Origin of the sequence: Parafrankia sp. EAN1pec (assembly GCF_000018005.1) — a bacterium.
Taxonomy (GTDB): domain Bacteria; phylum Actinomycetota; class Actinomycetes; order Frankiales; family Frankiaceae; genus Parafrankia; species Parafrankia soli.
In genome coordinates, this window is sequence record NC_009921.1 from 2,662,658 (window position 1) to 2,684,707 (window position 22,050).

20 protein-coding genes and 1 pseudogene are annotated in these 22,050 nt (G+C 74.7%); 13 read left to right on the forward strand and 8 right to left on the reverse strand.

Features of this window, described 5'->3' with window-relative positions:
- Positions 1-91 precede the first annotated feature (91 nt).
- The gene (fabI, locus tag FRANEAN1_RS10905; RefSeq protein WP_020459827.1) at positions 92-865 is read left to right on the forward strand and encodes an enoyl-ACP reductase FabI; all 774 of its coding nucleotides are present in this window, start codon (positions 92-94) and stop codon (positions 863-865) included.
- A gap of 233 nt (positions 866-1,098) precedes the next feature.
- On the opposite strand, the gene FRANEAN1_RS10910 is transcribed toward fabI, so the two are convergent.
- The 3 genes from FRANEAN1_RS10910 to FRANEAN1_RS10920 all read right to left on the reverse strand — a co-directional run bounded on the left by FRANEAN1_RS10910 (position 1,099) and on the right by FRANEAN1_RS10920 (position 5,407).
- Positions 1,099-1,830: a DUF5701 family protein gene (locus FRANEAN1_RS10910; protein ID WP_020459828.1), complete on the reverse strand. Its 732-nt coding sequence runs from the start codon at positions 1,828-1,830 to the stop codon at positions 1,099-1,101.
- Positions 1,831-2,056: 226 nt separating this feature from the next.
- Positions 2,057-5,068: a pyruvate dehydrogenase gene (locus FRANEAN1_RS10915; protein ID WP_157472538.1), complete on the reverse strand. Its 3,012-nt coding sequence runs from the start codon at positions 5,066-5,068 to the stop codon at positions 2,057-2,059.
- A 30-nt stretch (positions 5,069-5,098) separates the two neighbouring features.
- Entirely contained in the window at positions 5,099-5,407 is a 309-nt protein-coding gene (locus FRANEAN1_RS10920; RefSeq protein ID WP_041254000.1) for a DUF167 domain-containing protein, read from the reverse strand.
- 95 nt (positions 5,408-5,502) lie between these two features.
- On the opposite strand from FRANEAN1_RS10920, the gene fabG reads away from it, so the two are divergent.
- The 7 genes and pseudogenes from fabG (at position 5,503) to FRANEAN1_RS40320 (ending at position 10,162) form a co-directional block, all read left to right on the forward strand.
- Positions 5,503-6,219: a 3-oxoacyl-ACP reductase FabG gene (fabG, locus tag FRANEAN1_RS10925; protein WP_020459831.1), complete on the forward strand. Its 717-nt coding sequence runs from the start codon at positions 5,503-5,505 to the stop codon at positions 6,217-6,219.
- Positions 6,220-6,487: 268 nt separating this feature from the next.
- Positions 6,488-6,793, forward strand: coding sequence for a hypothetical protein (locus tag FRANEAN1_RS10930; protein WP_041254001.1), 306 nt, complete (start codon positions 6,488-6,490; stop codon positions 6,791-6,793).
- Positions 6,794-6,861: 68 nt separating this feature from the next.
- Entirely contained in the window at positions 6,862-8,127 is a 1,266-nt protein-coding gene (locus FRANEAN1_RS10935; RefSeq protein ID WP_020459833.1) for a ferrochelatase, read from the forward strand.
- An 18-nt stretch (positions 8,128-8,145) separates the two neighbouring features.
- Positions 8,146-8,661, forward strand: coding sequence for a DUF3090 family protein (locus FRANEAN1_RS10940; protein WP_020459834.1), 516 nt, complete (start codon positions 8,146-8,148; stop codon positions 8,659-8,661).
- A gap of 384 nt (positions 8,662-9,045) precedes the next feature.
- Complete coding sequence (locus tag FRANEAN1_RS10945; RefSeq protein WP_020459835.1) at positions 9,046-9,570, forward strand: PadR family transcriptional regulator; 525 nt, start codon at positions 9,046-9,048, stop codon at positions 9,568-9,570.
- Positions 9,567-9,881 (forward strand): annotated as a pseudogene (locus tag FRANEAN1_RS38435) (ATP-binding cassette domain-containing protein); the annotation flags it as partial. The gene FRANEAN1_RS10945 and the pseudogene FRANEAN1_RS38435, both read left to right, overlap by 4 nt.
- Before the next feature lie 38 nt (positions 9,882-9,919).
- Positions 9,920-10,162 (forward strand): hypothetical protein, encoded by a 243-nt coding sequence (locus tag FRANEAN1_RS40320; RefSeq protein ID WP_347177075.1) that lies wholly within the window; start codon positions 9,920-9,922, stop codon positions 10,160-10,162.
- 84 nt (positions 10,163-10,246) lie between these two features.
- Here the strand turns inward: FRANEAN1_RS40320 and FRANEAN1_RS10960 are convergent, their stop codons facing one another.
- From FRANEAN1_RS10960 to FRANEAN1_RS10975, 4 genes are read right to left on the reverse strand one after another with little or no spacing between them, the layout of a single operon-like run.
- Positions 10,247-11,026 (reverse strand): hypothetical protein, encoded by a 780-nt coding sequence (locus FRANEAN1_RS10960; RefSeq protein ID WP_020459837.1) that lies wholly within the window; start codon positions 11,024-11,026, stop codon positions 10,247-10,249.
- Positions 11,027-11,044: 18 nt separating this feature from the next.
- Positions 11,045-11,872 carry an SGNH/GDSL hydrolase family protein gene (locus tag FRANEAN1_RS10965; RefSeq protein WP_049795929.1) on the reverse strand — a complete coding sequence of 276 codons (828 nt, stop codon included), beginning with the start codon at positions 11,870-11,872 and terminating at the stop codon, positions 11,045-11,047.
- Between the two features lie 57 nt (positions 11,873-11,929).
- A complete protein-coding gene (locus tag FRANEAN1_RS10970; protein WP_020459839.1) occupies positions 11,930-13,126 on the reverse strand; it encodes a glycosyltransferase in 1,197 nt (398 codons plus the stop codon).
- Positions 13,123-14,388: a glycosyltransferase family 1 protein gene (locus tag FRANEAN1_RS10975; protein WP_347177076.1), complete on the reverse strand. Its 1,266-nt coding sequence runs from the start codon at positions 14,386-14,388 to the stop codon at positions 13,123-13,125. The genes FRANEAN1_RS10970 and FRANEAN1_RS10975 overlap by 4 nt, the downstream gene beginning before the upstream one ends.
- Positions 14,389-14,695: 307 nt before the next feature.
- Here FRANEAN1_RS10975 and FRANEAN1_RS10980 point away from each other — a divergent pair, with 307 nt between their 5' ends.
- The 3 genes from FRANEAN1_RS10980 to FRANEAN1_RS10990 all read left to right on the forward strand — a co-directional run bounded on the left by FRANEAN1_RS10980 (position 14,696) and on the right by FRANEAN1_RS10990 (position 17,378).
- The gene (locus FRANEAN1_RS10980; protein ID WP_020459841.1) at positions 14,696-15,199 is read left to right on the forward strand and encodes a DUF3099 domain-containing protein; all 504 of its coding nucleotides are present in this window, start codon (positions 14,696-14,698) and stop codon (positions 15,197-15,199) included.
- Positions 15,200-15,227: 28 nt separating this feature from the next.
- The gene (locus FRANEAN1_RS10985; protein ID WP_347177077.1) at positions 15,228-16,391 is read left to right on the forward strand and encodes a CaiB/BaiF CoA-transferase family protein; all 1,164 of its coding nucleotides are present in this window, start codon (positions 15,228-15,230) and stop codon (positions 16,389-16,391) included.
- Between the two features lie 84 nt (positions 16,392-16,475).
- Entirely contained in the window at positions 16,476-17,378 is a 903-nt protein-coding gene (locus tag FRANEAN1_RS10990; RefSeq protein WP_041255758.1) for an SAM-dependent chlorinase/fluorinase, read from the forward strand.
- Positions 17,379-17,399: 21 nt separating this feature from the next.
- On the opposite strand, the gene pucL is transcribed toward FRANEAN1_RS10990, so the two are convergent.
- Positions 17,400-18,305, reverse strand: a complete 906-nt coding sequence (gene pucL / locus FRANEAN1_RS10995) for a factor-independent urate hydroxylase (protein WP_020459844.1) — start codon at positions 18,303-18,305, stop codon at positions 17,400-17,402.
- Between the two features lie 777 nt (positions 18,306-19,082).
- Here pucL and FRANEAN1_RS11000 point away from each other — a divergent pair.
- Positions 19,083-20,498: an Ig-like domain-containing protein gene (locus FRANEAN1_RS11000; RefSeq protein WP_347177218.1), complete on the forward strand. Its 1,416-nt coding sequence runs from the start codon at positions 19,083-19,085 to the stop codon at positions 20,496-20,498.
- Between the two features lie 357 nt (positions 20,499-20,855).
- Positions 20,856-21,851: a phosphatase PAP2 family protein gene (locus FRANEAN1_RS40820; protein WP_347177078.1), complete on the forward strand. Its 996-nt coding sequence runs from the start codon at positions 20,856-20,858 to the stop codon at positions 21,849-21,851.
- Positions 21,852-22,050 lie beyond the last annotated feature (199 nt).

The following is a 22,050-nucleotide window of genomic DNA, read 5'->3' on the forward strand; positions in this document are numbered from 1 at the left end:
CGGGCCGTGTGACCCGCGGCTGGGTGCCGGCGCGCGAATCTCGGCCGGGCTGGCGGGATTCACCCGGCGATGTTTGGCAGGATGACGCTCCATGAGCGGACTTCTCGAAGGCAAGCGCGTTCTCGTCACCGGTGTCCTGACCGAGGCGTCCATCGCGTTCAGTGTTGCCCGCATCGCCCAGGAGCAGGGTGCTTCCGTGGTGCTCACCGGGTTTGGCCGCGGCCTGTCCCTCACCCGCCGGATCGCGCGCCGCCTGCCCACCGAGCCGCCGGTCGTCGAGCTCGACGTGACTGACGAGGAGCATCTCGCCGAGCTCTCCGCGAAGGTCCTCGAGCACGTCGACGGCCTCGACGGGGTGATGCACGCGATCGGGTTCGCGCCGGAATCGGTGCTGGGCGGCAAGCCGTTCGTCGAGGCGGCCTGGTCGGAGGTCGGTACCGCGCTTCAGGTCTCCACCTGGTCGCTCGCGTCCCTGACCCGCGCGACCATGCCGCTGTTCGGCGAGCGCGCCAGCATCGTCGGCCTGGACTTCGACGCCTCGGTCGCCTGGCCGTCCTACGACTGGATGGGGGTCGCCAAGGCGGGGCTCGCCTCCGCCGCCCGCTACCTGGCCCGGGACCTCGGCCCCAGCGGAGTGCGGGTGAATCTGGTCGCCGCCGGCCCGCTGCGCACGATGGCGGCCAAGAGCATCCCCGGGTTCAGCAAGTTCGAGGAGGTCTGGGGCACCCGGGCACCGCTCGGCTGGGACATCGCGGACACCACGCCCGCGGCGCGCGCCTGCGTCGCCCTCCTCTCGGACTGGTTCCCCGCGACGACGGGCGAGATCGTGCACGTCGACGGCGGCTTCCACGCGGTCGGCGCCTGACCTCCGGGCGGCGTCCCACGCAGCCCTGGCCGGCCCCTGAAACCACAGCCCGGCCGCGGGGCCTTTGAAACCGCGGCCCGGCGGTGGGCATCGGAATTCCGCCAGTTCAGTTATCTCTTCGCTACCTCGCCTCCTCGCCCTTTTGCGGCGGTCTCGCCGTTTCCGGAGCGGATTCGGGGTCTGGGTCTCCGGAAAGGACGAGGAGCCGAGGAAAGGGCGAGGAGGGGCGAGGGTCAGCGGGCGGCGTGGCGGGTGGCGGCGGAGGCGGTGCCCAGCCAGGTGTGCGGGTTGCCCTCCCAGCACCAGCCCAGCTTCGGTGCCCGGCTCGAAATCCACATCGCCGGCACGCGGCGGTCGCCCCGGCGTGATCCGGACAGCATGAAGCAGTTGTTCTTCTCCAGCGCCTCGGGGAAGTGGGTGACCACCGCGATCCCCTCGTGGATCGTCAGCGGTGAGCGCCCGCGCTCGAGGATCGGTGGCAGCGCGTCCGCGGGCCGGATGCCACGGAACTCCTCCCCGCGCTCGACGTCGGTGAGCAGGTACACACCCGCGTGGGGCACGTTCAGCTCCGGCAGCGGCCGGTAGGGCGCGAGGCCCTCCTCGCCGTGGTTGCGGTCGACGGTCCCGGTGTCGGCGCGCCCGGCGAGCGTGAGCAGCGGCACGATCTCCTCCGCCCGGACGAGCTCCCCCGACACGACCAGGACGAAGGGCATCCACGACCGGGTCGCGGGCCGGAACGGGCCGGGCACGGCGGCGTGGGTGACCGTCCGCAGCGGCTCGCAGAGCGCCTCGAAGTCGGCCGGAGACATCCCCGCCAGCTCGGGGTACCCCAGCCGCACCAGGCCGGCTACCTGCCTGTTGAACGCCCGGTCGAGTGGATCGGCCCAGCCACCGGTTCCTTCCGTGATCGGGTCGACCTCGTCGGTTCGCACGGCGGTGCTCAACGTCGCGGTGCGGCTCGCCATGCGGCATCCCCTCGGCTTTCGGTGGGTGGCTTTCGGTGGGTTCGGTGGTGGTGTGCGACCCCGTTTCCCGGCACCAGTCCTGGCGCCGGATCTCGGACGTCCCACCCTCAACGCCGAGCGTTCCCAACGGGTTCCGGACGCTGTCGGGACGGGCCGGCCGGGTCGAGCCAGTCGATCCGGGTGTCCTTCCCGACGGCTGACGCGTCCCGGCCCGGCAGGCGGCGGCTCAGTACGCGGCGGCCTCGTCGATCAGGTCGAGCGCGGCTCCGACGATGGTCGCGGTGTCCACCGGGGCGCCCGCACCGCCGGCGGCGGGACCACCGGGGGAGCGGGGATCGGCCGGCGCGCTCGGGACCTGCGCGGTCTGTCCCGGGGCGGTCGGGATCGGGGCGGCCGAGCCGAGTGTCGTGACGTGCTCGCCGTGCACACCGGCGAGGAAACCCAGCGCCCGCGCGTCGCCGTCGACCACGGTCAGCAGGGGGCCGCGGCGGTTCGGCGGGAACAGCTCATCGAGGACGGCGTCGTCGCCGTCGGCGAGTCCGCGCCGGGCCTGCAGCGCGTCGAAGAGCAGGTCCGGGGACGTCACGCAGACCACGCCGATCTCCCGGCGCAGCCCGGAGCTCAGCTCGTCGGCGGCCCGCAGCACCTCCGGCATGACGGCGCCCATCCCGACCAGGGTGAGCGGCGCGGACGGCTCGCCCGGGCGCAGCCGGTACCCGCCGGCCAGCACCGCCGCGCGCCGCCGCCACCAGCCGGCGGCGTCGCCGGGCAGCCCGGCGAGCCGCTGGTCGACGGGCCGCGCGCTCAGCCGGATCAGGCTGGACGCGCCGTCGACGCGCCCGAGCCGGCGCAGCGCCTCGAGCAGGCACCAGACCAGGTCCTGCGCGAAGGCCGGCTCCCAGCAGGCGATACCCGGGACGCCGATCGCGCCGTGGCGCCACCCGCCCGGGCGGACCGGGTCGACACCGGTGTCCGCGACGGTCAGCAGGGAGCGTCCGTCGGCCGCCCCGCCGGCGGCCCATCCGGGCAGTACCCGGGTGACCGACATCTCGTCGCTCACCCCGATGGGCAGCAGCGGAAGACCCAGCCGGCTCCACGCCACGCCGAGCGAGGCCAGCACCCCACCGAACGCGCTGGCGGACAGGCCGCCGGCCACATGCCGCCCGCCGCCGGAACGAGCCCCCTCCGGCCCCGGCCCCGCAGGGCCTGGTTGTCCCGCCGGCCCTGCCGGTCCCGCTGGCCCTGGGAGCCCCGCCGGTTCGGGTGAGCGGGCGGGGCCAGCCGGTTCGGCGGGGCGGGCACCCGCCGGGCGGCCGAGGACGGGGGCGTCCCGGACGGGTTCCGCACCGCTGTGGCCCGCACCGCCGCGGGTGGCCTCGATCCACCCGGTGAGCACCTGGTCGGCGTCGCGGGTCGAGATCGTCACGACGGCCGCCGCGGCCTCCGGGGCGAGCGAGGGCAGATCCCGCAGGGTGGCACCGAAGGCCTCCTGCGTCGACCACCAGCCGGTCGGCGGGCGGCCGGCGTCGACCGGCACCGCAGGTGCCGCGCCGAGCGACTGCGGGGTGCGGTCGAGGTAGGCCGCCACGTGCCGGGCGAGCCGGCCCGCCGGCAGTGCCACGGGCAGTGCCGCGGACGGCCGCCCCGGCGCCACGGCCCCAGGCCCAGGCCCCGGCCCCGCCGGCACCAGCGCGGCCGAGTGTGCCCCAGGGAGCAGTGCCCCAGGTAGCGGTGCCGCGGTGGGCGGTGGTGCCGGGGCGGTGGGCGGCGCGGCCGGCCGGGCGGGCGCGGGCAGTGGGCCGGTGTAGGCGAACAGGACGGTCGGTCGCCCGGCCTCGACCTCGTCGAACGCGTCGATGATCAGCGCGAGGTCGTGGCCGCCCAGATCGCGCAGCGCATCGTGGATCTGCTCGTCGCTCAGTCCGTCGAGCAGCCGGTCGACACCGGCCCCGGAGGCTCCCGGACCGGCGAGCCGGCGCCGCAGCTCGGTCCCGTCCAGTTGGAGCAGAGTGAGGTACTCGGCGGGCGACATCGCGTCCAGCCGGGCCCGCAGCGCCGCGCCGCCGGGGGCCCGGAACAGGGCGGCGAGCCGGCGGCCGTAGCGCAGGGTCAGCACCTGCCAGCCGGCGGCCTCGAACATCCGCGCCGCCCGGGCCGGCCCGCCGACGCCACCGGGCGGCCCGCCCGGGCCGGGGCCGGCTGGCGTCCCCGGCGCACCTGAGTCGGCCGGCGCGCTGCCGGTCACCAGGACCACCCAGAACAGCTCGCCCAGGTGGGAGACCCGCTCGTCGGTCACGGCCTCCCAGACCGCGGAGTCACGCAGCTCCGCGAAATCGATCAGGCAGATCTGGCGGCCGCTCGGGGCACGGTCGAAGCGCTCACCCGCGAAGCGGCTGGCCAGCGCCGACCAGATGGTCCCGTTCGGCCCGACGTTGCCGGCCCCGGTCGCGCGCGGCGGCCGTCGGGTGGACGGCCCCGCCGCGACGGCGCCGTCCACCCGGTCGAGGGACGGCAAGCGGTCGGGTGGCCGCGGACCGGCGGCGACCGGAAGGCCGGCGGCGACCGGAATCGCGGCGGCGAGCGGAGGGCCGCCGGGCATCGGCGGCTCGTCACCGTCGAGCGCGGACCGCAGGACCTGGTGGACGGCTCCCAGCAGCGGCCCCGCGTGCGGGGTGGCGGAGACCCGGTCGGCGACCCGCAGCGTGTCGAACCACAGCGCCGCGGCGATCGTGGACGCGGCCTCGCACATGGCCCGGTCGGCGGCCGCCCCTCGTGGGCCGCGGGCGCCGGTCGAGACGGCGTGGTCGATGCCTGCCGCCGCGAGCTCGCGCAGCCGGGCCTCCACGGCGGCCAGCGCCGCGAGGTCGAGCACGCCGCCGGGCGGCCCGGGAACGATCTCGCCGAGCCGCGCCGCCTCCTCCGAACCGCCACCGGCGTCTTCCCCGGGGGCACCCGTCGCGCCGCCAGGCCCGCCCATGGCGTCGGGCCCGCTCCGGTTACCGTGCCCGGCCGAGTCGCCGAGGCTCGTAGCGGCACCGGCCGCGTCGCCGGGACCTGACCCGCCGGGGCGTACCTCGCCAGGGTCGGTGTCGGCGTGGCCGGCGTCGCCGTGGTCGTCACGGCCCGACGCGGCGTCGTCGGCGGGCGACTCGGCCGGCATCGCGGGATCGATCGTCAGGTCGTCCCGGCGGCCGTGGCCGTGCGTGTACTCGCCGGCTCGGATGTCCGTCCTGCGCAACCCCCGCCTCCGTCCCATCGCCTCGACGACCTACCTGGAGTCCAGACGTGCGGCCGGGTCGGAATGTTGCGCCAGTTCCTCGACTCGCCGCGTGATCACGTCGTCCGGAGCGTCCACCTCGATGAACTTGACCCTCCCGATCGAGCGGGTCAGGGTCACGTCGGACCGGCGGACACCCAGTGCCTGCGCGAGGGCGCGCAGCGCCGCCTCGTTCGCCCGGCCCTCGACCGCCGGTTCCCGTACGCGCACGACCAGCAGCCGGCCGTGGGTCGGGTCGGACGTCGCTGGCCCCACGGCCGTCCGGTCGGCGGCGGGACGCACCCGGATCGCTACGCGCACCCGTCCATCGTCCCCGACGGGCCGGCGGCACGGGGCGGGGAGTGTCCCGGGTGGCATGGGCTCGTGCCACCCGGCGGGCCGCTACGATCCCGGCCATGGTCGAGAACGAAGGTCGAGTCGCACTGGTGACCGGTGGCAACCGCGGGATCGGCGCCGCGTGCGCGGCGGCGCTCGCGGCCTCGGGCGACCGGGTGGCCGTGGCCAGCCGCGGTGGCGAGGCACCCGACGGGATGCTCGGGGTGCGGATGGATGTCACCAGCGCGAACAGCGTCGACAAGGCGTTCAGCGAGGTCGAGGCCGCGCTCGGCCCGGTCGAGATCGTCGTGTCCAACGCCGGCATCGTGCGCGACACGCTGATGCTCATGATGTCGGAGGACTCCTTCCGCGACGTCGTCGACACCAACCTGCTCGGGGCCTACCGGGTGGCGAAGCGCGCGTCGCGCTCGATGATCCGGCGCCGCAACGGTCGGCTGATCTTCATCTCGTCGGTGGTGGGGCTCTCCGGCGGTCCGGGGCAGTCGAACTACGCCGCCTCCAAGGCGGGCCTGGTGGGTTTCGCCCGGTCGCTGGCACGCGAGCTCGGCGGCCGCGGGATCACCTCGAACGTGATCGCCCCGGGTCCGATCCGCACGGACATGACGGACGCGCTCACCGACGCCCAGCGCGAGTTCCTCGTCGCCGCCACCCCCGCCGGACGGATGGGCGACCCCGCGGAGGTCGCCGCGGCGGTGGTCTTCCTCGCGTCGCAGGGCGCCGCGTATGTGAACGGCGCGGTCATCCCGGTCGACGGTGGCGCCGGCATGGGCCACTGACGGCCCACACCGGCAACCGGCGCGCGTCGGCGGCGCGGCCAGCGGAATGACGCGCCCGGCGCGTGGCGTTGCAGCCCTGAGATGACAGCAGCCGTGAGATGACAGTGACGGACGGTGCCGCCCGCCCGGGCGGACCACGGGTCGACGCGGCGGGTGCTGATGGGCCACGGTGGGAGTGGACGGATCGCCGGGCGGGCGGCCGTCCCCCAGCGCGGCGCGCCGGAGCGCCGCGAGGGCCGGGTGCGCGAGGGCCGGTGGAGGTGGCGCCGTGAGCATGATCAGAGTCGAGTCGCGGGGAGGCCGCGGCTACGAGGTCGAGGTCGCCGAGGAGACCGCGCCCGGGGCGCATGGGCTGGCGTTCTCCTACGCCGTCCGGGTGGACGACGAGGTCGTCGACGCGCTGGGGCTGGATCCGGACGACGACGCGGCGCTGACCGCCCTCGTCCGGGAGTCCTTCGCGTTCCTGCTGGCCCGCGAGCCGGCGGGCGACATCCTGCGCTCGTTCGACCTGTCGACGATCTCGCGGTACTTCCCGACGTACCTCGACGAGATCCGGGGCCGGGTGCCGCGCTGACGGCGCGGGCCCGGCTGGCGGACGGGCGCGACGTACGACGGGGGCGACGTACGACGGGGGCGACGTACATGGAAGGGGACATGACGGTGCCGACGGACACCGCCGGCCACGGCCGCGGGATCGACGTGGACGCGCTGCTGCTCGTCTCCTTCGGCGGTCCGGAGGGGCCGGAGGACGTCCTGCCGTTCCTGCGCAACGTGACCCGCGGCCGCGGGGTGCCCGAGGCGCGGCTGGCCGAGGTCGCGGCGCACTACGACCGCTTCGGCGGGCGCAGCCCGATCAACGACCAGAACCGGGCGCTGCTCGCCGCGCTGCGGGAGCGGCTGGCCCCGATGCCCGTGTACTGGGGCAACCGGAACTGGCAGCCGTACCTCGCCGACGCCGTGGCGCGCATGCGGGCCGACGGCGTGCGCCGGGCGGCCTGCTTCGTGACGTCCGCGTTCGCGTCCTACTCGGGGTGCCGGCAGTACCGGGAGGATCTGGCGGCGGCCCTGGAGCAGGTCGGCCCGGGCGCCCCCGACCTGGTGAAGCTGCGGCTGTTCTTCGACCACCCGGGATTCGTCGAGCCGATGGTCGACCACTGCGTGCGGGCGCTCGCGTCGCTGCCGGCGGCGGTGCGCGACGAGGCCCGGCTGGTGTTCACCGCCCATGCGCTGCCCCGCTCGCAGGCGGCCGCGAGCGGGCCGGACGGCGGAGCCTACGAGCGCCAGCTCCGCGCGGCCGCCGGTGTGATCGCGCAGCGGGTCGCCGCGCGCGCCGGTACCCGGCACGAGTGGCAGGTCGCCTACTGCAGCCGCAGCGGCCCGCCGAGCGTGCCCTGGCTCGAACCGGACGTCAACGACGCCCTGGCGGCGCTCGCGGACGGCGGCGCGCGCGCCGCGGTGATCGTGCCGGTCGGTTTCGTCAGCGACCACATGGAGGTCGTCTACGATCTCGACGTCGAGGCGGTGCGCACCGCCTCGGAACGCGGTCTGGCGGTCGCCCGGGCGGGCACCGTCGGGACGGACCCGCGCTTCGTCGGGATGGTGGCCGATCTGGTCGCCGAGCGCCGCTTCCCCGAGTGGGAGCGGCCCGCGCTGAGCGGCGAGGGGCCGTCCCACGACGTCTGCCCGCTGCACTGCTGTGACCCGGGTGCCCGCCGCCCGGCGGCGGCCGGTGTTCCGGCGGATCTCTGCGCGCACGGCCCGGCACGTTCCGGCGCGACGGCGTCACAGCCGGGCAGGCCGACGAACGCGGAGCGCTCCCGGGATGGTGAACCGCGCAACGAAGCGACGATACTGGTGGATGAGCGGGCAGGTATCTCGCGGTCCGACTCTCACCCCGCAGGCGAATAAGACGGAGCGATCCGAGACATGCAGCGATTTGTGTTCGACCCGCCGGAGCGGTTCGTGGTCGGGACCGTCGGGCAGCCCGGTGACCGCGTGTTCTTCCTCCAGGCGGCGGCTCGTGGTCAACTCGTCACGGTGGGTCTGGAGAAGACCGAGGTGACGGCGCTCGCCGAAGGGCTGACGGCCCTGCTCGGCCAGGTGGGCCAGACCCAGGGGATCGCGCTGCCGGCCGCCTCCGACGTCGAGGTCGACCTTGCTCCCCTCGATGCCCCGTTCGAGGAGGACTTCCACCTCGGCCAGCTGACGGTGTCGTGGGACGGGCAGCGCGTGTTCGTCGAGGCCGCCGGACTCGCCTCGAGCGAGCCGCGGATCTCCGACAGCGAGAGCGACGTCGACTCGCTGCGCGTCGGCCTGTCGATCGAGCAGACCAAGGCCTTCATCGAACGGGCCCGCAGCATCGTGGCCGCCGGCCGCCCGCCGTGCGTGCTCTGCGGCCGCCCCGACGGCCCGTCCGGCCACTTCTGCCCGCGCCTGAACTGAGCCGCGCAGCGGCAAGGCCGCCGGCGCCGGGCCGCCGCCGGGTACCGGCGATCCCCACCGCGGAGGGCCACCTCGGTCTTCGCTCACCCCGGCCAGCCGTAGACCACCATCTACCGGACAAAGCGCCCGTCGCGGTAGGCGGCCTGCTCGCCCTTTGGTTTCCTTCTCGCCCTTTCGGGCGCGAATCCGCTGACATCGACCCCCGAAACGACGAGGAAGAAACCAAGGGGCGAGCGGGCGGCCCGCTGGGTCCTGCGGGCGTCCGGCGGGTTGCGCCCCGCCGCCGACATCCCGCCCGGCGGTTGATGGCGGTGTCGTGGGAGCGTCCGCCGGCCTGTACCCCTCTATACGCGGCATGTATACATCTAATGTATAGTCGCGATCATGTCGATTGGACACGCGCTGCTCGGGCTCCTCGAGTCCGGCCCGCGACACGGCTACGACCTCAAACGGTCCTACGACGACCGGTTCGGGCACGACCGGCCGCTCCATTACGGGCAGGTCTACGCGACCCTGGCCAGGCTGCTGAAGAACGGCCTGGTGGAGGTCGACGGCGTCACGCCTGGCGGCGGTCCCGACCGCAAGCGCTACGCGATCACCGACACCGGTATCGCCGACGTCGAACGCTGGCTGGCTCAGCCCGAGAAGCCCGATCTCTACCTGCAGAGCACGCTCTACACGAAGATCGTGCTCGCACTGCTGACCGGGCGGCCCGCGGTCGACCTCCTGGACGCCCAGCGCTCCGAGCACCTTCGGCTGATGCGCGAGCTCACTCGGCGCAAGGTCGGCGGAGACCTGGCCGACCAGCTCGTCTGCGACCACGCGCTGTTCCACCTCGAGGCCGATCTCCGGTTCCTGGAGCTGGCCGCGGCCCGCCTCGACCAGCTCGCGGCGAAGGTCCGCTCATGACGGGCGCGACCGCCGAGACCGGCGCAGGCGCAGGCACCACTGCCACCCACGCCGGCGGAACGCGGCCCGTGGACGCCGCTGCCGTCGCACCGCTGCTGCGCGCGGTCGACCTGCACAAGCGCTACGGCGCCACACCCGCGCTCGCCGGGGCGTCCATCGAGATCCGGGCGGGTGAGGTCGTCGCGCTGATGGGCCCGTCCGGGGCGGGCAAGTCGACGCTGCTGCACTGCCTGGCCGGGATCGTCGGGCCGGAGCGCGGGCATGTGCGCTACCGCGACCGGGTGATCTCCGGGATGTCCGACGCCGGGCGCTGGCGGCGCTGGCCGCGGTGGGCGCGCGGCGGCGCACCGTGGCCGGGTGGGTGCTGTGGCAGACGGCCATCCCGATGATCCTCGGGGTGCCGCTCGCCCTCGGGGCTGGCCTGGGGCTGGGAGCCGCCCTGCTCCGGGTGGCCGGCGCGGCGCCGACCGTTCCCTGGACGAACATCGCGGTGGTCTGCGCGACGGCGTTTGCCGTCGTCCTCGTCACGACGGCGGCCAGCCTCCCGGCGCTGGGCCGGCTCATGCGTCCTGATGGCCTGCGCGTCGGGTAGGCCCCCGCGTGCCGAGCGGACGTCCGCCACGCGGATCAGTGACTGGCGGGGAACGCGGCGGGCGGGGTCAGCGGCCTGCGCGGATCAGTGGCTGGCGTAGGCCGGGTCGAAGGCGTCGTAGGCCGCCTCGTAGGCCCGCCGGACGGCGGCGGAGAGGCCCCGTAGCGCCGCGGAGCGGCGGCTGACCTCGGTCGCGGTGACCGCGGCGCCGTCGTCGCGGGCGGCGAGCTCCAGCAGTTCGGCGAGGCGCTCGGCCCGGGCCAGCAGGGCGTGCGCGTTCGGCGGGTAGCCCGGCCCCAGCCCGGGGCCGGGCTCGGGCTCGCCGCGGTCGCGCAGCAGGGCCAGCACCTCCGGCCGGGCGCTGGCGATGTCGAGGTCCACCAGCGCCGCCGTGGTCTGCCTGATCGCGACCGACAGCTCGTGGTCGGCGGCGCGCAGCCCGGCGGGTGGCGGTGGCACCCGGCCGGCCCGCAGCACCCGCCAGTGCACGGACTCCAGGCCGCCCTCGACGGCCGGGCCGTGCACGATCACGGTGGGGACGAGGACGAGCGGGGGCGTGGGCCCGATCACGACCAGCGCCTCGCCGGCGGTGAGCGCGTCCCTGTTCACGTCGGGCGGACCCGGCAGGCCGCTCACGTCACCGGGCACCGGGAGCACCAGGCGCATCCGTTCGGCTCCGGCGCGGCGCAGCGCTCCGAGGCCGAGGACCAGAGGTTCGTCACCGACGGTGTGCGGCGCACTGCCGCCCAGCGCCTCGTGAACCTGGGTGATGACGTCGTCGAGGCCGACGAGTCCGGCCAGCCAGGCGTTGCCCCAGCCGGCGAGGACGCCGGAGCGCGGGGAAGCGGGCAGGTCGGCAAGCACATGCCTACCGTAGGGAATTCACCGGCCAAACGCGGTACCGAGTCGCCGGAAACCGTGGTTTCGCGGACGCAAATCACGCCACGGGGCGTGCGCGCGGCCCAGCAGCCAGGGGATCCCGATCGTGGCGACCCAGCGCAGGTGGTCCGCGGTTCCCGGCGGTGGGGGCACGTGCCGGGGGTCCGGCAGCTCGCCGACAGCCATCCCGGTCTCCCGCAGCTTCTCGGCGAAGGCCCCTGCGATAAGGCGATGTCCGTGCGGTCCCGGGTGCACCAGGTCGACGTCGAAGGTGGAACGCCGGCGGACGGCCGGGTGCCGGCCGAGGTCCACGACGAGCACCCCGTCGTCGCGCGCGGCGGCGGCGTCGACCGCCGCGTTGAGATGTCCGACCCGCTCGGCGAGCAGCCGCTCGATCGGGCCGGGCAGCGGCAGCAGGCCACCCGGATCGGGCAGCCGCGCGGTCAGCACGACAATGCCGTCGGTGCGCAGCCGGCCGATGCTCCACACCATGTCCTGGCGCAGCCGCAGCGGGTCGAAGGTCGGCTTGAAGACATCGTTCATGCCGGCGACCACGCAGGCCAGCGCGGGCCGCAGCGCCAGGGCCACGGGGAGCTGGCGGACGCGGACGTCCCGGGCGGTCGCGCCCGTGCGGGCCAGGTTCTCGTAGTGGACGAGCCCGGGCGGGGCCAGCGCCCCCGCGAGCAGCGCCGCGAAGCCGCGGCCGGCCAGCGCCCCCGGCCCGCGGTCGCGGCCCATGCTGACTCCGTCGCCCAGGCCTGCGGTGAGGCTGTCGCCGAGCGCGACGAAGCCGAGGGCGCCGTCCGGGCGGACCAGGCGGAGCGGGCGCATCGGCACGGTACGCGGGTCGTCGTTCACGGCGGTGTCGTTCACGGCGGCGTCGTGGCGTCAGGCCGCGAGGGGGCCCGAGACCGGACCGGCCGCGGGAGTCGCGTCCACCGCGGGGGACGCGGCGGGCAGGTCGTGGCAGCGCAGGAACCCGTCGATGGTGGCGCTCCACGGGAACCGCTCGGCGCGGGCCCGGGCGGCGTCCCGTCGACGGTGGGGGTCGATCGACAGCAGGTCGAGAGCGGCGTCGGCGAACGTGAACCCGGTTCCCGCGGCGCTCGTCCCGGCGGCCCCGTCGCCGGCGGGGTCGGCGACGAGCTCCGCGAGCGCGCTCGCGTGGTGGACGACCGGCGCCGTCCCACTGGCCATCGCCTCCAGTGCGGCCAGGCCGAACGTCTCGATCGGGCCCGGGGCGAAGGCCAGATCGGCGGTCGCGAGCAGGCCGGCGAGCCGCCGCGGGTCGGCGACGAACCCGAGGAAGGCCACCGGCAGGCCCGCGGCGAGGCGTTCCAGGCGGGCGCGGCTGGCCCCGTCACCGGCGATGACGAGGCGTACCGGCACCCGGCGGCGCACCAGCTCGGCCACTGCGGCGAGCGCGATGTCGACCCGCTTCTCCGGGGAGAGCCGGGTCGCCGCGACGATCAGGATCTCCCGGTCCCGGGCGAACGCGCGGCGCAGCGTGCGGTCGTGGTTGGCCGGCCGGAAGCGGTCCAGCTCGACGCCGAGCGGGACCTGGCTCAGGTTCGGCGCGCCGATCCGGACGAACTCGGTGGCCGCCCACCCCGTCGTCGCGACCACGGTGTCGAAGCCCGCGGCGAGCGCCCGGTTCGACCGGTCGGCCGCGGCCCGGACCGGCAGCACCCCGCGCAGCGGAGCGGGCGTCCACAGGCCCAGCAGGCGGTCGAGCCGCTCGTGGCTGACCACGAGCGAGCGGACGCCCTGCCGGCGGGCCCACCGGCCGAGCGGGCGCAGCGTCGCGCGGTCGTGGATCTCGATCCGGTCGGCGCGCTCCCGCTCCATTACCGCGGCCACCCGCCACGGCTCGGCCAGCACCCGGTAGCCGGTGCCGGGCAGCAGTGGCGCGCGCAGGGTGATGATCCGCGCGTGCGCGGTGCGCTCCTCCCCGTCCGCGGCGCCCGGGACGATCTGCACCACCTCGTGGCCGGCCCCCGCGTACCCCGCGGCGAGGTGCCGCAGCGTCGTCCGGATGCCGCCCGACGCCGGCGCGACGAAACTCGCCGCCTGCACGATCCTCATCCTGGCCACCCGTCGGTCGTCGCGGTCGTCGCGGTTGTCGCGGCGAGCGCCGGCACCGCGGTCGTCGGTGTCATCGCCGTCCACGCGGGGCGCGTGGCCTCCGCCGGTCCGGCGATCCGCATGCCGCCGGGCCCGCGGCGGGCCCGGGTGAGCCGTGTGGGCAGGCGGTGGCGCCGCCCGGCCGCGGGCTGCGCGGTGCCCAGCACGTCCCGGTAGTGCCCGAGCAGCTCGTCGCCGATGGCGTGCCAGTCGCAGCCGGCCACCGAGGCGCGCGCCGCGCTCGCCAGCCGGGCCCGCAGCTCGCCGTCCTCGACCAGCCGGGTGACCTCGCGGCGCAGCGCGTGCGGGTCGCCGGGCGTGTAGTGCAGGCCGGTCCGCTCGTGCTCGATGACGTCGAGCAGCCCCCCGGCCGCCGGCCCCACGACCGCGACCCCGCTGGCCTTCGCCTCCTGCGCCGCCTGGCAGAACGTCTCATGCGTGCCGGTGTGGACGAAGACGTCCAGGCTGGCGACGGCGGCCGACAGGTCGGCGCCGGTGCGGAAGCCCAGGAACGCCGCCCCGGGCAGCGCCCTCGTCAGCGCCGGCCGGCAGGGCCCGTCGCCGACGACGACGAGCCGCGCCCCCGGCAGGTCGGCGATGCCGGCGAGCAGCTCGACGCGCTTCTCCCGGGCGAGTCGTCCCACATACCCGACGAGGACCTCGCCGCGCGGCGCCAGGGCGGCCCGCAGCCGCTCGTCGCGGTGATCGGGGTGGAAGCGCTCGAGGTCGACGCCCCGGCTCCAGCGGGCGACCCGCTGCACGCCCTCGGCGAGCAGGGTGTCCACCGCGTCCCAGGACGGCGCCAGCGTGCGGGTGGCGAGGCGGTGCACGCTGGCCAGCCAGCGCCAGATCGTCCGCTCGGCCGCGGAGAGCCCGTAGCGGGTCGCGAACGCCGCGATGTCGGTCTGGTAGACGGCGATGCTCGGTACGCCCAGCCGGCGCGCGGCGTACGCGGCCTGGGCGCCCAGGCCGGCCGGGGCGGCAAGGTGGACGATGTCCGGGCGGAACTCGCGCAGCGCCGCGGCCAGCCCCGGCCACGGCGTCGCGAAGCGGAACTCGGGGTAGCCGGGCATCGGCGCCGACGGGCTCCACAGCACCGGGGCCCCGGCGTAGCTGCGCGGGGCGGTCCGGCGGGCGGCCGGAGCCGGCGCCGGGGCGACGACGAGCGCCTCGTGACCGGTGTCGCGCAGATGCTCCAGCACCCGGCACACCGAGTTCGTCACGCCGTCGACCTGGGGTAGAAACGACTCACTGACCACGGCGACTCGCACACGAGCACGGTGGCAGCGACCAACGCCCAGGCGAGGACCATCATCCGTCCACCGCGTAAACATTCGGACACAGGTTGGTGCGGTGGGAACTCTTCCAGGTGTCGGATCTCGCGACGGGGATCGTTGTTCCGCCCGCGCCCGCGTGGGCAGGATGTCGCCAGGAGGGGACGACCGTCCCGCTCCGGATCCTCGGCGATGGGCGTTGAGCGGGCCATGGACGTCGTGAGCGGGCAGTGGGCACTGTGAGCGGGCGATCGGTGTGAGGTGGCGGCGGGCCGAGCCCGTGCTGATCACCTCGGCGGAGGAGGCCCGGCCGGCGGAGATCCGGCGCCGGGAGCAGCGCTACATCCTGACGATGCTGGTCCGGGTGGTCTGCTTCGTGCTGGCCGTCGTTGTGTTCACCGGGTGGCTGCGGCTCGTCGCCGTGGGCCTCGCCGTCATCCTTCCGTGGATCGCGGTCGTCATCGCCAACGGCGGCCCGGCGCGCTCGGACCGCCGGCAGGCCGGCTTCGCCCCGAAGACCACCGCGGGCGACGAGCCCCGTACCCTCGCCGCGGGCGGCCACCGGATCGTCGACGCCGACGTGCTGGACGGTGACCTCGTCGACGGCGGCTTCCAGGACGGCAAGGCCGACGCCGAGGCCGCCGACGGCGAGGTCGTGGACGGCGAGGTCGTGGACGGCGAGGTCGTGGACGGTCGGGTTGTCGACGGCCGGATCGTCGACGGCCGGATCGTCGACGGTGAGGCCCGGCCGGGCCGCTAGCCTGGCCGGTGTGCTTCCGCTTGCGGGTGTGACCGTCGTCAGCCTGGAGCATGCCGTGGCGCTGCCGTTCGCGACCCGGCACCTGGCCGAGCTGGGCGCACGGGTGATCAAGGTGGAGCGCCCTGGGCAGGGGGACTTCGCGCGCGACTACGACCGCGCGGTGCGCGGCGGGATGTCGGCCCACTTCTCCTGGCTGAACCGTTCCAAGGAGTCGCTGACCCTCGACCTGAAGGTGCCCCACGCCCGGGCCGTGCTCGATCGTCTCATCGAGCGGGCCGACGTCGTCGCGCAGAATCTCGGGCCGGGAGCCGCGGCGCGGCTGGGCCTCGACGCGGCCACGCTCGTCGCCCGCCGTCCCGAGCTCGTCGCGGTGGACCTGTCCGGCTACGGCCCGAGCGGCCCCTACCGCGGGCGGAAGGCCTACGACATGCTTGTCCAGGCCGAGGCGGGCCTGATCGCCGTCACCGGCACCCCGGACCATCCCGCCAAGGCCGGGTTCGCCGCCGGTGACGTCGCCGCGGGCAGCTACGTGATCCAGGGTGTGCTCTCCGCGCTGCTGCGCCGGGAGCGGTCGGGCGCCGGCGCCGCGCTGGAGATCGCCATGCTCGACGCCCTCACCGAATGGATGGGCTACCCGGTGCAGACCGTCGAGCACACCGGGGTCGAGCTGGCCCGGTCCGGGATCGGCCACCAGTCGATCGCGCCGTACGAGGCCTTCCGGACGGCGGACGGCGACGACGTGCTCATCGGCGTCCAGAACGACGGAGAGTGGGCGCGGCTCGCCCGGGGCCCGCTGAGCCGCCCCGAACTGGCGGACGACCCCGACTTCGCGACGAACCAGGCCCGGGTGCGGAACCGGGAGCGCACCGACGCCGTGGTCGCCGCCGTCGTCGCCACCCTCGGCACGGCCGAACTGGAGGCGGGCCTTGCCGCGGCCGGGGTGGCGTACGCCCGGGTGAGCACCGTCGCCGGCGTGCTCGCCCACCCCCAGCTCGCCGCCCGCGGGCGCTGGGTCGAAATCGGCTCGCCGGTCGGCCCGGTGCGCCAGACCCGGCCGGTGGTGGAGTTCCCCGGGGAGGACGCCCGCCTCGGCCCGGTGCCCGCGCTCGGCGAGCACACCGACCGCATCCTCGGCGAACTCGGCCTCGACCCGACCGAGATCGCCGACCTGCGCGCCGCCGGCGCGATCTGACGCCGGACCCCGGAGACAGACCCGGGGCGGACGAGAAGCGTGCCCCGCCTCCCGCCGGCGCGCCTTCTGGCACGCTCGGGCGGTATGAGCTGCGTCAGCCTGACGACCGACTACGGCCTGCTGGACGGTTTCGTCGCCGCGTGCCACGGCGTCCTGCTCCGGCTGGCCCCGGGGGTGCCGATCGTGGACGTGACCCACCTCGTGCCGCGCGGGGACGTCCGGCGCGGGGCCGCGGTCCTCGCTTCCACGGTGCGGCATCTGCCGCGTGGGGTCCACGTCGCCGTGGTCGATCCGGGGGTCGGCACCTCCCGGCGGGCGCTCGCCGCGCGCACGCCCGGTGGGTTCGTGGTCGGCCCCGACAACGGGCTGCTCGTGCCCGCCGCAGAGGCCCTGGGCGGGCTGCTGGCGGCGGTGGACCTCACCATGCCCGAGGGCATCCCGGCGACCTTCCACGGCCGGGACGTCTTCGCGCCGGCGGCGGCCGCGCTGGCCACCGGCCGCCCCCTGGACGCGCTGGGCGAGCGGATCGATCCCGCGTCCGTGGTGCGGTTGCCCGAGCCGTTCGCCCGCGTGCTGCGCGGGCCCGCCGGGTCCCGGCTGGAGGCGGATGTCCTGACCGTGGACGGCTTCGGCAACGTGGCACTGGCCGCGGCGGCGGAGCTGCTCACCCAGGCCGACCTGCGGCCCGGCGACCGGGTCCGGCTGACCGCCGAGCGGGCCCGGCCGTCCGGCGAGCGGGTTCCGCCGACCGGCGGGCAGATCCGGCCGTCCGGCGAGCGGCGAGCCGTGGGGGAGCCCGAGCTCGTGCCCGGGCCGGCGGGGCCGGTGGAGCTCGCCGTCGGCGTCACCTTCGGCTCCGTCGAGCCCGGGGAGCTGGTGCTCTACCTGGATTCGGGCGGTCTGGTCGCGGTGGCCCGCCGGGACGGCGACGCGGCGCGCAGCCTGTGGCTGGTGCCCGGGGACAGGGTGATCATCACCCCGGCCTGAGCCCACCGGGAACAGGTCGGTTCAGCAGAAGCCGGGCGTGCCGTACCAGGCGGCGGGGGCCTCCGGGACGTCGTCGCGCCGCACCGTGCCCTCGATCCGCCCGTAGGGACGGTCCGCGGCCAGGTAGACGGTGTTCGGGTTGTCCAGGCCGAACGGTTCCAGGTCGACCAGGAAATGGTGCTTGTTCGGCATCGACATGCGAATCTCGGCGACTTCCGGAAAAGCGGTGAGGACGGCCTCACCCATCTGGTGCAGGGTCTGCTGCAGCGCGAGGCTGTGCTCGGCCGCGAAGGTCTCGACGAGCGCGCGCGGTATCCCGGCGGCGAGACGCGCGAAGTCGGCGCCGGACATGCCGTCCGCGTCCAGGTAACGCCACCGCGCTGTGACCTCGGTGGCGAGGATTCGATCGGACGTCTCGGCCAGGGTGGTGTACCGGTCGCGCGGGAATCCGTGGAACTCCGAGCCGGTTGACCTGAGAACGACCAGCCCGGCGAGTCCGGACACGGCGTGGACGGCGTCCGCCTCCACCGTGACCACGGTCGTTCGCGTTCCGCGTCCCGACCGGACGAAGGAGTGGTCGTGTTCCCGCCCGTCGACCGTGATCCGTTCCCACTCGTGCTGCTCGATCTCGATCCGCGCCCCGGTGATCCAGTCGGCGGTGGTCGTGAAATGCCGTCCCAGCCGGCTCGCGAACTGTTCGATCTCGCCTACGCCGCCTTCCCGGGCGAAGGCGTACACGACGTTCTTCTGGGTGTCGGTGGTGAGAACGTGGCTGTTGTCGCCGCGGGTGTGGGCGGCGGTGAAGTCGCCGCGCAGCGCGGTGGAGACCGTCAGGTCGGTGATCCGGTGCGCCGGTGTGGACCGGTCCACGTGGACGAGCCGTACCTCGGCCTTGCCGTACTGGTTCGGTCCGAGAACGATGGCCATGAGCACCTTCCGTGATCGAGCGGGGCGGGCCGGGCGGGGGCGTGGCGCACCGGCCGCGGCGCACCGGCCGTGGCGGTGCCACGGCCCGGCCCCGACCGCCGGACGCCCCATTCTGGTGCGACCGCGGGTGCTGTTCGGTTGGGGGACCGTTTCGGCGCCGTTTCCCGATCGGGCGCGGCTGATCTCTCCCGGGTGGGCCCGCCGTCCCGGCGGATGGCAGCCACGGAGCGCACGTTCGGCGCCGGCCGGTGGGCCGGTGTCGGCGTATCCGTCGCATGGCACGAAAGGCTGGCTTCGTTCCGTGTTTTTTGCGGCACTTATCGTTGCCATCGCTGTCTGGTTACCGACAATGTGGCGGTGAGGGGCTTCCGTGTCGGGCCCGGTGCAGCCTTGGTGCGCAACGTCGGATAAGAGTCGTGCGTCGGATCAACCGGCGTGGGAGGGGTTTATGGCGGCTAGCCGGAGAGTGTCGCTCTCCGCAGTCAAAGCATTGACGAAAAGTAGTTGTCCGGCGCGTGTGGTGGAGTTTTCCCGTGATCGACGGGACGTGGTTCTGGGCTGTGGGTACGGTCCGCTCGTGAGTGGTCGAGCGAGCGCACATTCTGTTTCCAGGACGTCGCTTTCCGTGGCGACATCGCGTTTCGTCATCCCCGCACTCCGCGCGGTGTCCGCAGGTCACGGCGGCCCGCTGTCCGGCAAGCCACGAACCGGCGCGATGCGTTGCCCCGCCTCACCGGTTCGGTCTTCGGAAGTAGGCCACGCATGTCCCGCTCGATGATGAGCTTGATACGCGCGCCCCGAGGCGCCGTTCCGTCCGGTTCCGGTTCCGGTTCCGATCAGGATCGGGCCTCCGACCGGAGGGGGTCGCCCGCCACCCGCCGTCCGCTGGTCCGGCGCCGGTCGGAGGCCGTGCGGCCCGCCGGGATCATCCGGTCGCGGCTCGCCGCGGCCTCCGGCGTGCTCGCCGCGGCCGTGGTCCTGGCTTCCTGCTCCTCCGGGGGCGGGGGCACCGGCCCGGGCCAGAACGAGCCACCGCGCCCGGCCGCGCCGACCGTGACGGTGACCCCGGCCGACGGCGCTGCCGGCATCGCGCTCACCGAGTCGATCGTGGTGAAGAGCAACGCGCCGCTGGCGTCGGTGACCGTGGCCCGCGGCGCGAGCCCGACGGAGAAGACCGACCCCGGCACGCTGGAGGGGACCTTCTCCGCCGACCGCCGGACCTGGACGTCCGCGGGTGGGTTGTTCTCCGACACCCGCTACGACATCCAGGCGGCCACCGCGCCGGCCCAGGGGCTGGACGGCACCAGGAACATCGCATCGAGCTTCACCACCGGCGTCCCGGACAAGGCGTTCAAGGTGTCGTGGGAGCCGGTCGCCGGTCAGACCGTCGGGGTCGGCGCCCCGATCAGCCTGACCTTCAGCGCTCCGGTCAAGGACCGCGCGGCGGTGCAGAGCCGCCTGGCGGTGAACGCCGACCCGCCGGTCCTCGGCGCCTGGAACTGGATGTCGGACCGGATGGCCGTGTGGCGCCCGCAGCAGTACTGGGCGCCCGGGACGAAGGTGCACGTGGAGGCCAACCTCGCGGGCTTCGACTCCGGCACCGGCTGGATCGGGGTCAAGGACCGCTCGATGGACTTCGCGATCGGGGCCGCCCAGATCAGCAAGGTCGACGCGGCCACCCACGTGATGCAGGTGTTCCAGAACGGCCAGCTCGTGCGGACCATGCCGATCAGCGGTGGCAAGCCCGGGTTCCTGACCATGGAGGGCCCGCACAACGTGCTGGGCAAGGCCCCGATGGTGATCATGGACTCGGCGACGGTCGGCGTGCCGAAGGGCAACCCGGAGTACTACTACGAAGAGGTGCAGTGGGCCGTCCACTACACCAGCGGTGGGCAGTACGTGCACTCCGCTCCGTGGTCAGTGGCGTCGCAGGGCCGGGCGAACGTCTCGCACGGGTGCGTGAACGCCTCCCCGGCGGACGCGCAGTGGTTCTACAACTTCAGTCAGTTCGGCGACATCGTCGACATCAGCAACACCGGTCGCCCGGCGGATACCCGGCAGCTCGGCAACGAGTGGTCCGTCCCGTGGGACACCTGGAAGGCGGGCAGCGCGCTGCCCGTTGACCAGCCCGCGGCCAGCGGTGCGCTGGCGGGCGCTGCGCCCGGCGCGGGGCTGCCCGCCGGTCGGACCTGACCGGCAGCCGGTCCCGCACCGAGGGCGGGTGGCCACGGAGGAACGTCTCCGTGGCCACCCGCCCTCGTCGTTCGAGATCGGCCGTCCGTGATTGGCTGGACGGCACAAGCTGGACGGGGTGACGATGGCGGACGGACCGGAAGTCGAGGCGTGGTGGATCGGACGAACCGGGACAGTCGTGCGGAACGGGAAGCTCCAACGGACCCGGACAGTCAGGCGGCCCGCGTGGATGAAGATGAAGCGGACCGTGCCGGCCTGTCGGAGGAGAACGACCTGACGATTCCGAGTGACGGGCCGGCTCGGAGTGGCGGGGCCGCTACCGCCGGTGGGGTGGCGCGGAGCGACGGGACGGATCGGATGGACCGGGGGGAGCGGGTGGACCGGGAACGTCGCGCGGAGGCGCCGGCGGGCCTGCCGACGCCTCCGCAAACAGGCCGGTTCCGTAACCCGGCGACCGGCCTGCCCAGGCTGTGGGTCGAGGCCGTCGTCCTGGTGGGGCTCTACTACGTCTACACGGCCACCCGTGGCGTGGCGGGCTCGTCGGTCGGCGCCGCGACCGACATGGGCTGGGACATCCTCCGCCTGCAGCAGCACCTGCACATCGACATCGAGCTCAGCCTCAACCGGTGGCTGCAGAGCATCCCGCCGCTGGCGGTCGCCTGCTGCTACTACTACTCGACCCTGCACTTCGTCGTCACGCCGGCGCTGCTGGTCTGGATGTACCGCCGCCACCCCGGCCGCTACATCCGGGCCCGGTGGGCCCTGGTCTTCACCACTCTGATCTCGCTGTGCGGCTTCTTCCTGTTCCCCACCGCCCCGCCCCGGCTCCTGCCCGGCACCTCGTATGTCGACACGATGTCGCACTTCGAGGCCTGGGGCTGGTGGAGCGGCGGCGCCAGCGCCGCTCCGGACGGCCTCGAGGGGCTGGCCAACCAGTACGCGGCCATGCCCTCGCTGCACTGCGCGTGGGCGCTGTGGTGCGGCTTCATGCTGGCCCGTTTCGCCCGCACACCCCTCGTTCGAGTGATCGGCTGTCTCTATCCCGCTGCGACCGTGTTCGTCGTGATGGCAACCTCGAACCACTACATCCTGGACGCCGTCGCCGGCTGGGCGGTGCTCGGCGTGAGCACGCTGCTCTCGCTGGCCATCACCGCCCGCGGCCGACGCCGGCCGGCCGAGGCTCCGCCGACTCCCGCTCCGGCTGCCGCCGTGGTGCACCGGCCTGCCGCGGTGCCTCTGCCCGCCGTGGCGAAGAAGGCGACGGTCGACGTGGCGACCGCCGACAGGGCCGCCGGGACCAAGGTGGCCGGGCGCCCGGGCCTGGAGCCTGACGTGGGCCAGGCCTCGGGCTGACCGGGAGCCTGGCTCAAGGCTGGTGGCTGGGTCGGTGGCCCGCCGGGCCGCCGGTAGGCCCTGCGGGCGGGTGGCGTTCCGTGGCCGTCCGATCGGTAGTTTTTTCGCTACCTTCCCCCGGTGCGTTCCCGATGTCGGGGATGTGCGAAAGTTGCTCTGCGTTGCGATGATCCGCGTCGCCGGCCGGGTTGCCGGGTGT

What these genes read in the sequence shown, in the direction of transcription:
- fabI (WP_020459827.1), top strand. Translation starts at nt 92, where the DNA reads ATGAGCGGACTTCTCGAAGGCAAGCGCGTTCTCGTCACCGGTGTCCTG.
- FRANEAN1_RS10910 (WP_020459828.1), bottom strand. Translation starts at nt 1,830, where the DNA reads ATGGCGAGCCGCACCGCGACGTTGAGCACCGCCGTGCGAACCGACGAG.
- fabG (WP_020459831.1), top strand. Translation starts at nt 5,503, where the DNA reads ATGGTCGAGAACGAAGGTCGAGTCGCACTGGTGACCGGTGGCAACCGC.
- FRANEAN1_RS10935 (WP_020459833.1), top strand. Translation starts at nt 6,862, where the DNA reads ATGGAAGGGGACATGACGGTGCCGACGGACACCGCCGGCCACGGCCGC.
- FRANEAN1_RS10940 (WP_020459834.1), top strand. Translation starts at nt 8,146, where the DNA reads ATGCAGCGATTTGTGTTCGACCCGCCGGAGCGGTTCGTGGTCGGGACC.
- FRANEAN1_RS10945 (WP_020459835.1), top strand. Translation starts at nt 9,046, where the DNA reads ATGTCGATTGGACACGCGCTGCTCGGGCTCCTCGAGTCCGGCCCGCGA.
- FRANEAN1_RS10965 (WP_049795929.1), bottom strand. Translation starts at nt 11,872, where the DNA reads ATGCGCCCGCTCCGCCTGGTCCGCCCGGACGGCGCCCTCGGCTTCGTC.
- FRANEAN1_RS10970 (WP_020459839.1), bottom strand. Translation starts at nt 13,126, where the DNA reads ATGAGGATCGTGCAGGCGGCGAGTTTCGTCGCGCCGGCGTCGGGCGGC.
- FRANEAN1_RS10990 (WP_041255758.1), top strand. Translation starts at nt 16,476, where the DNA reads ATGAGCTGCGTCAGCCTGACGACCGACTACGGCCTGCTGGACGGTTTC.
- pucL (WP_020459844.1), bottom strand. Translation starts at nt 18,305, where the DNA reads ATGGCCATCGTTCTCGGACCGAACCAGTACGGCAAGGCCGAGGTACGG.
- FRANEAN1_RS11000 (WP_347177218.1), top strand. Translation starts at nt 19,083, where the DNA reads ATGAGCTTGATACGCGCGCCCCGAGGCGCCGTTCCGTCCGGTTCCGGT.
- FRANEAN1_RS40820 (WP_347177078.1), top strand. Translation starts at nt 20,856, where the DNA reads ATGGACCGGGGGGAGCGGGTGGACCGGGAACGTCGCGCGGAGGCGCCG.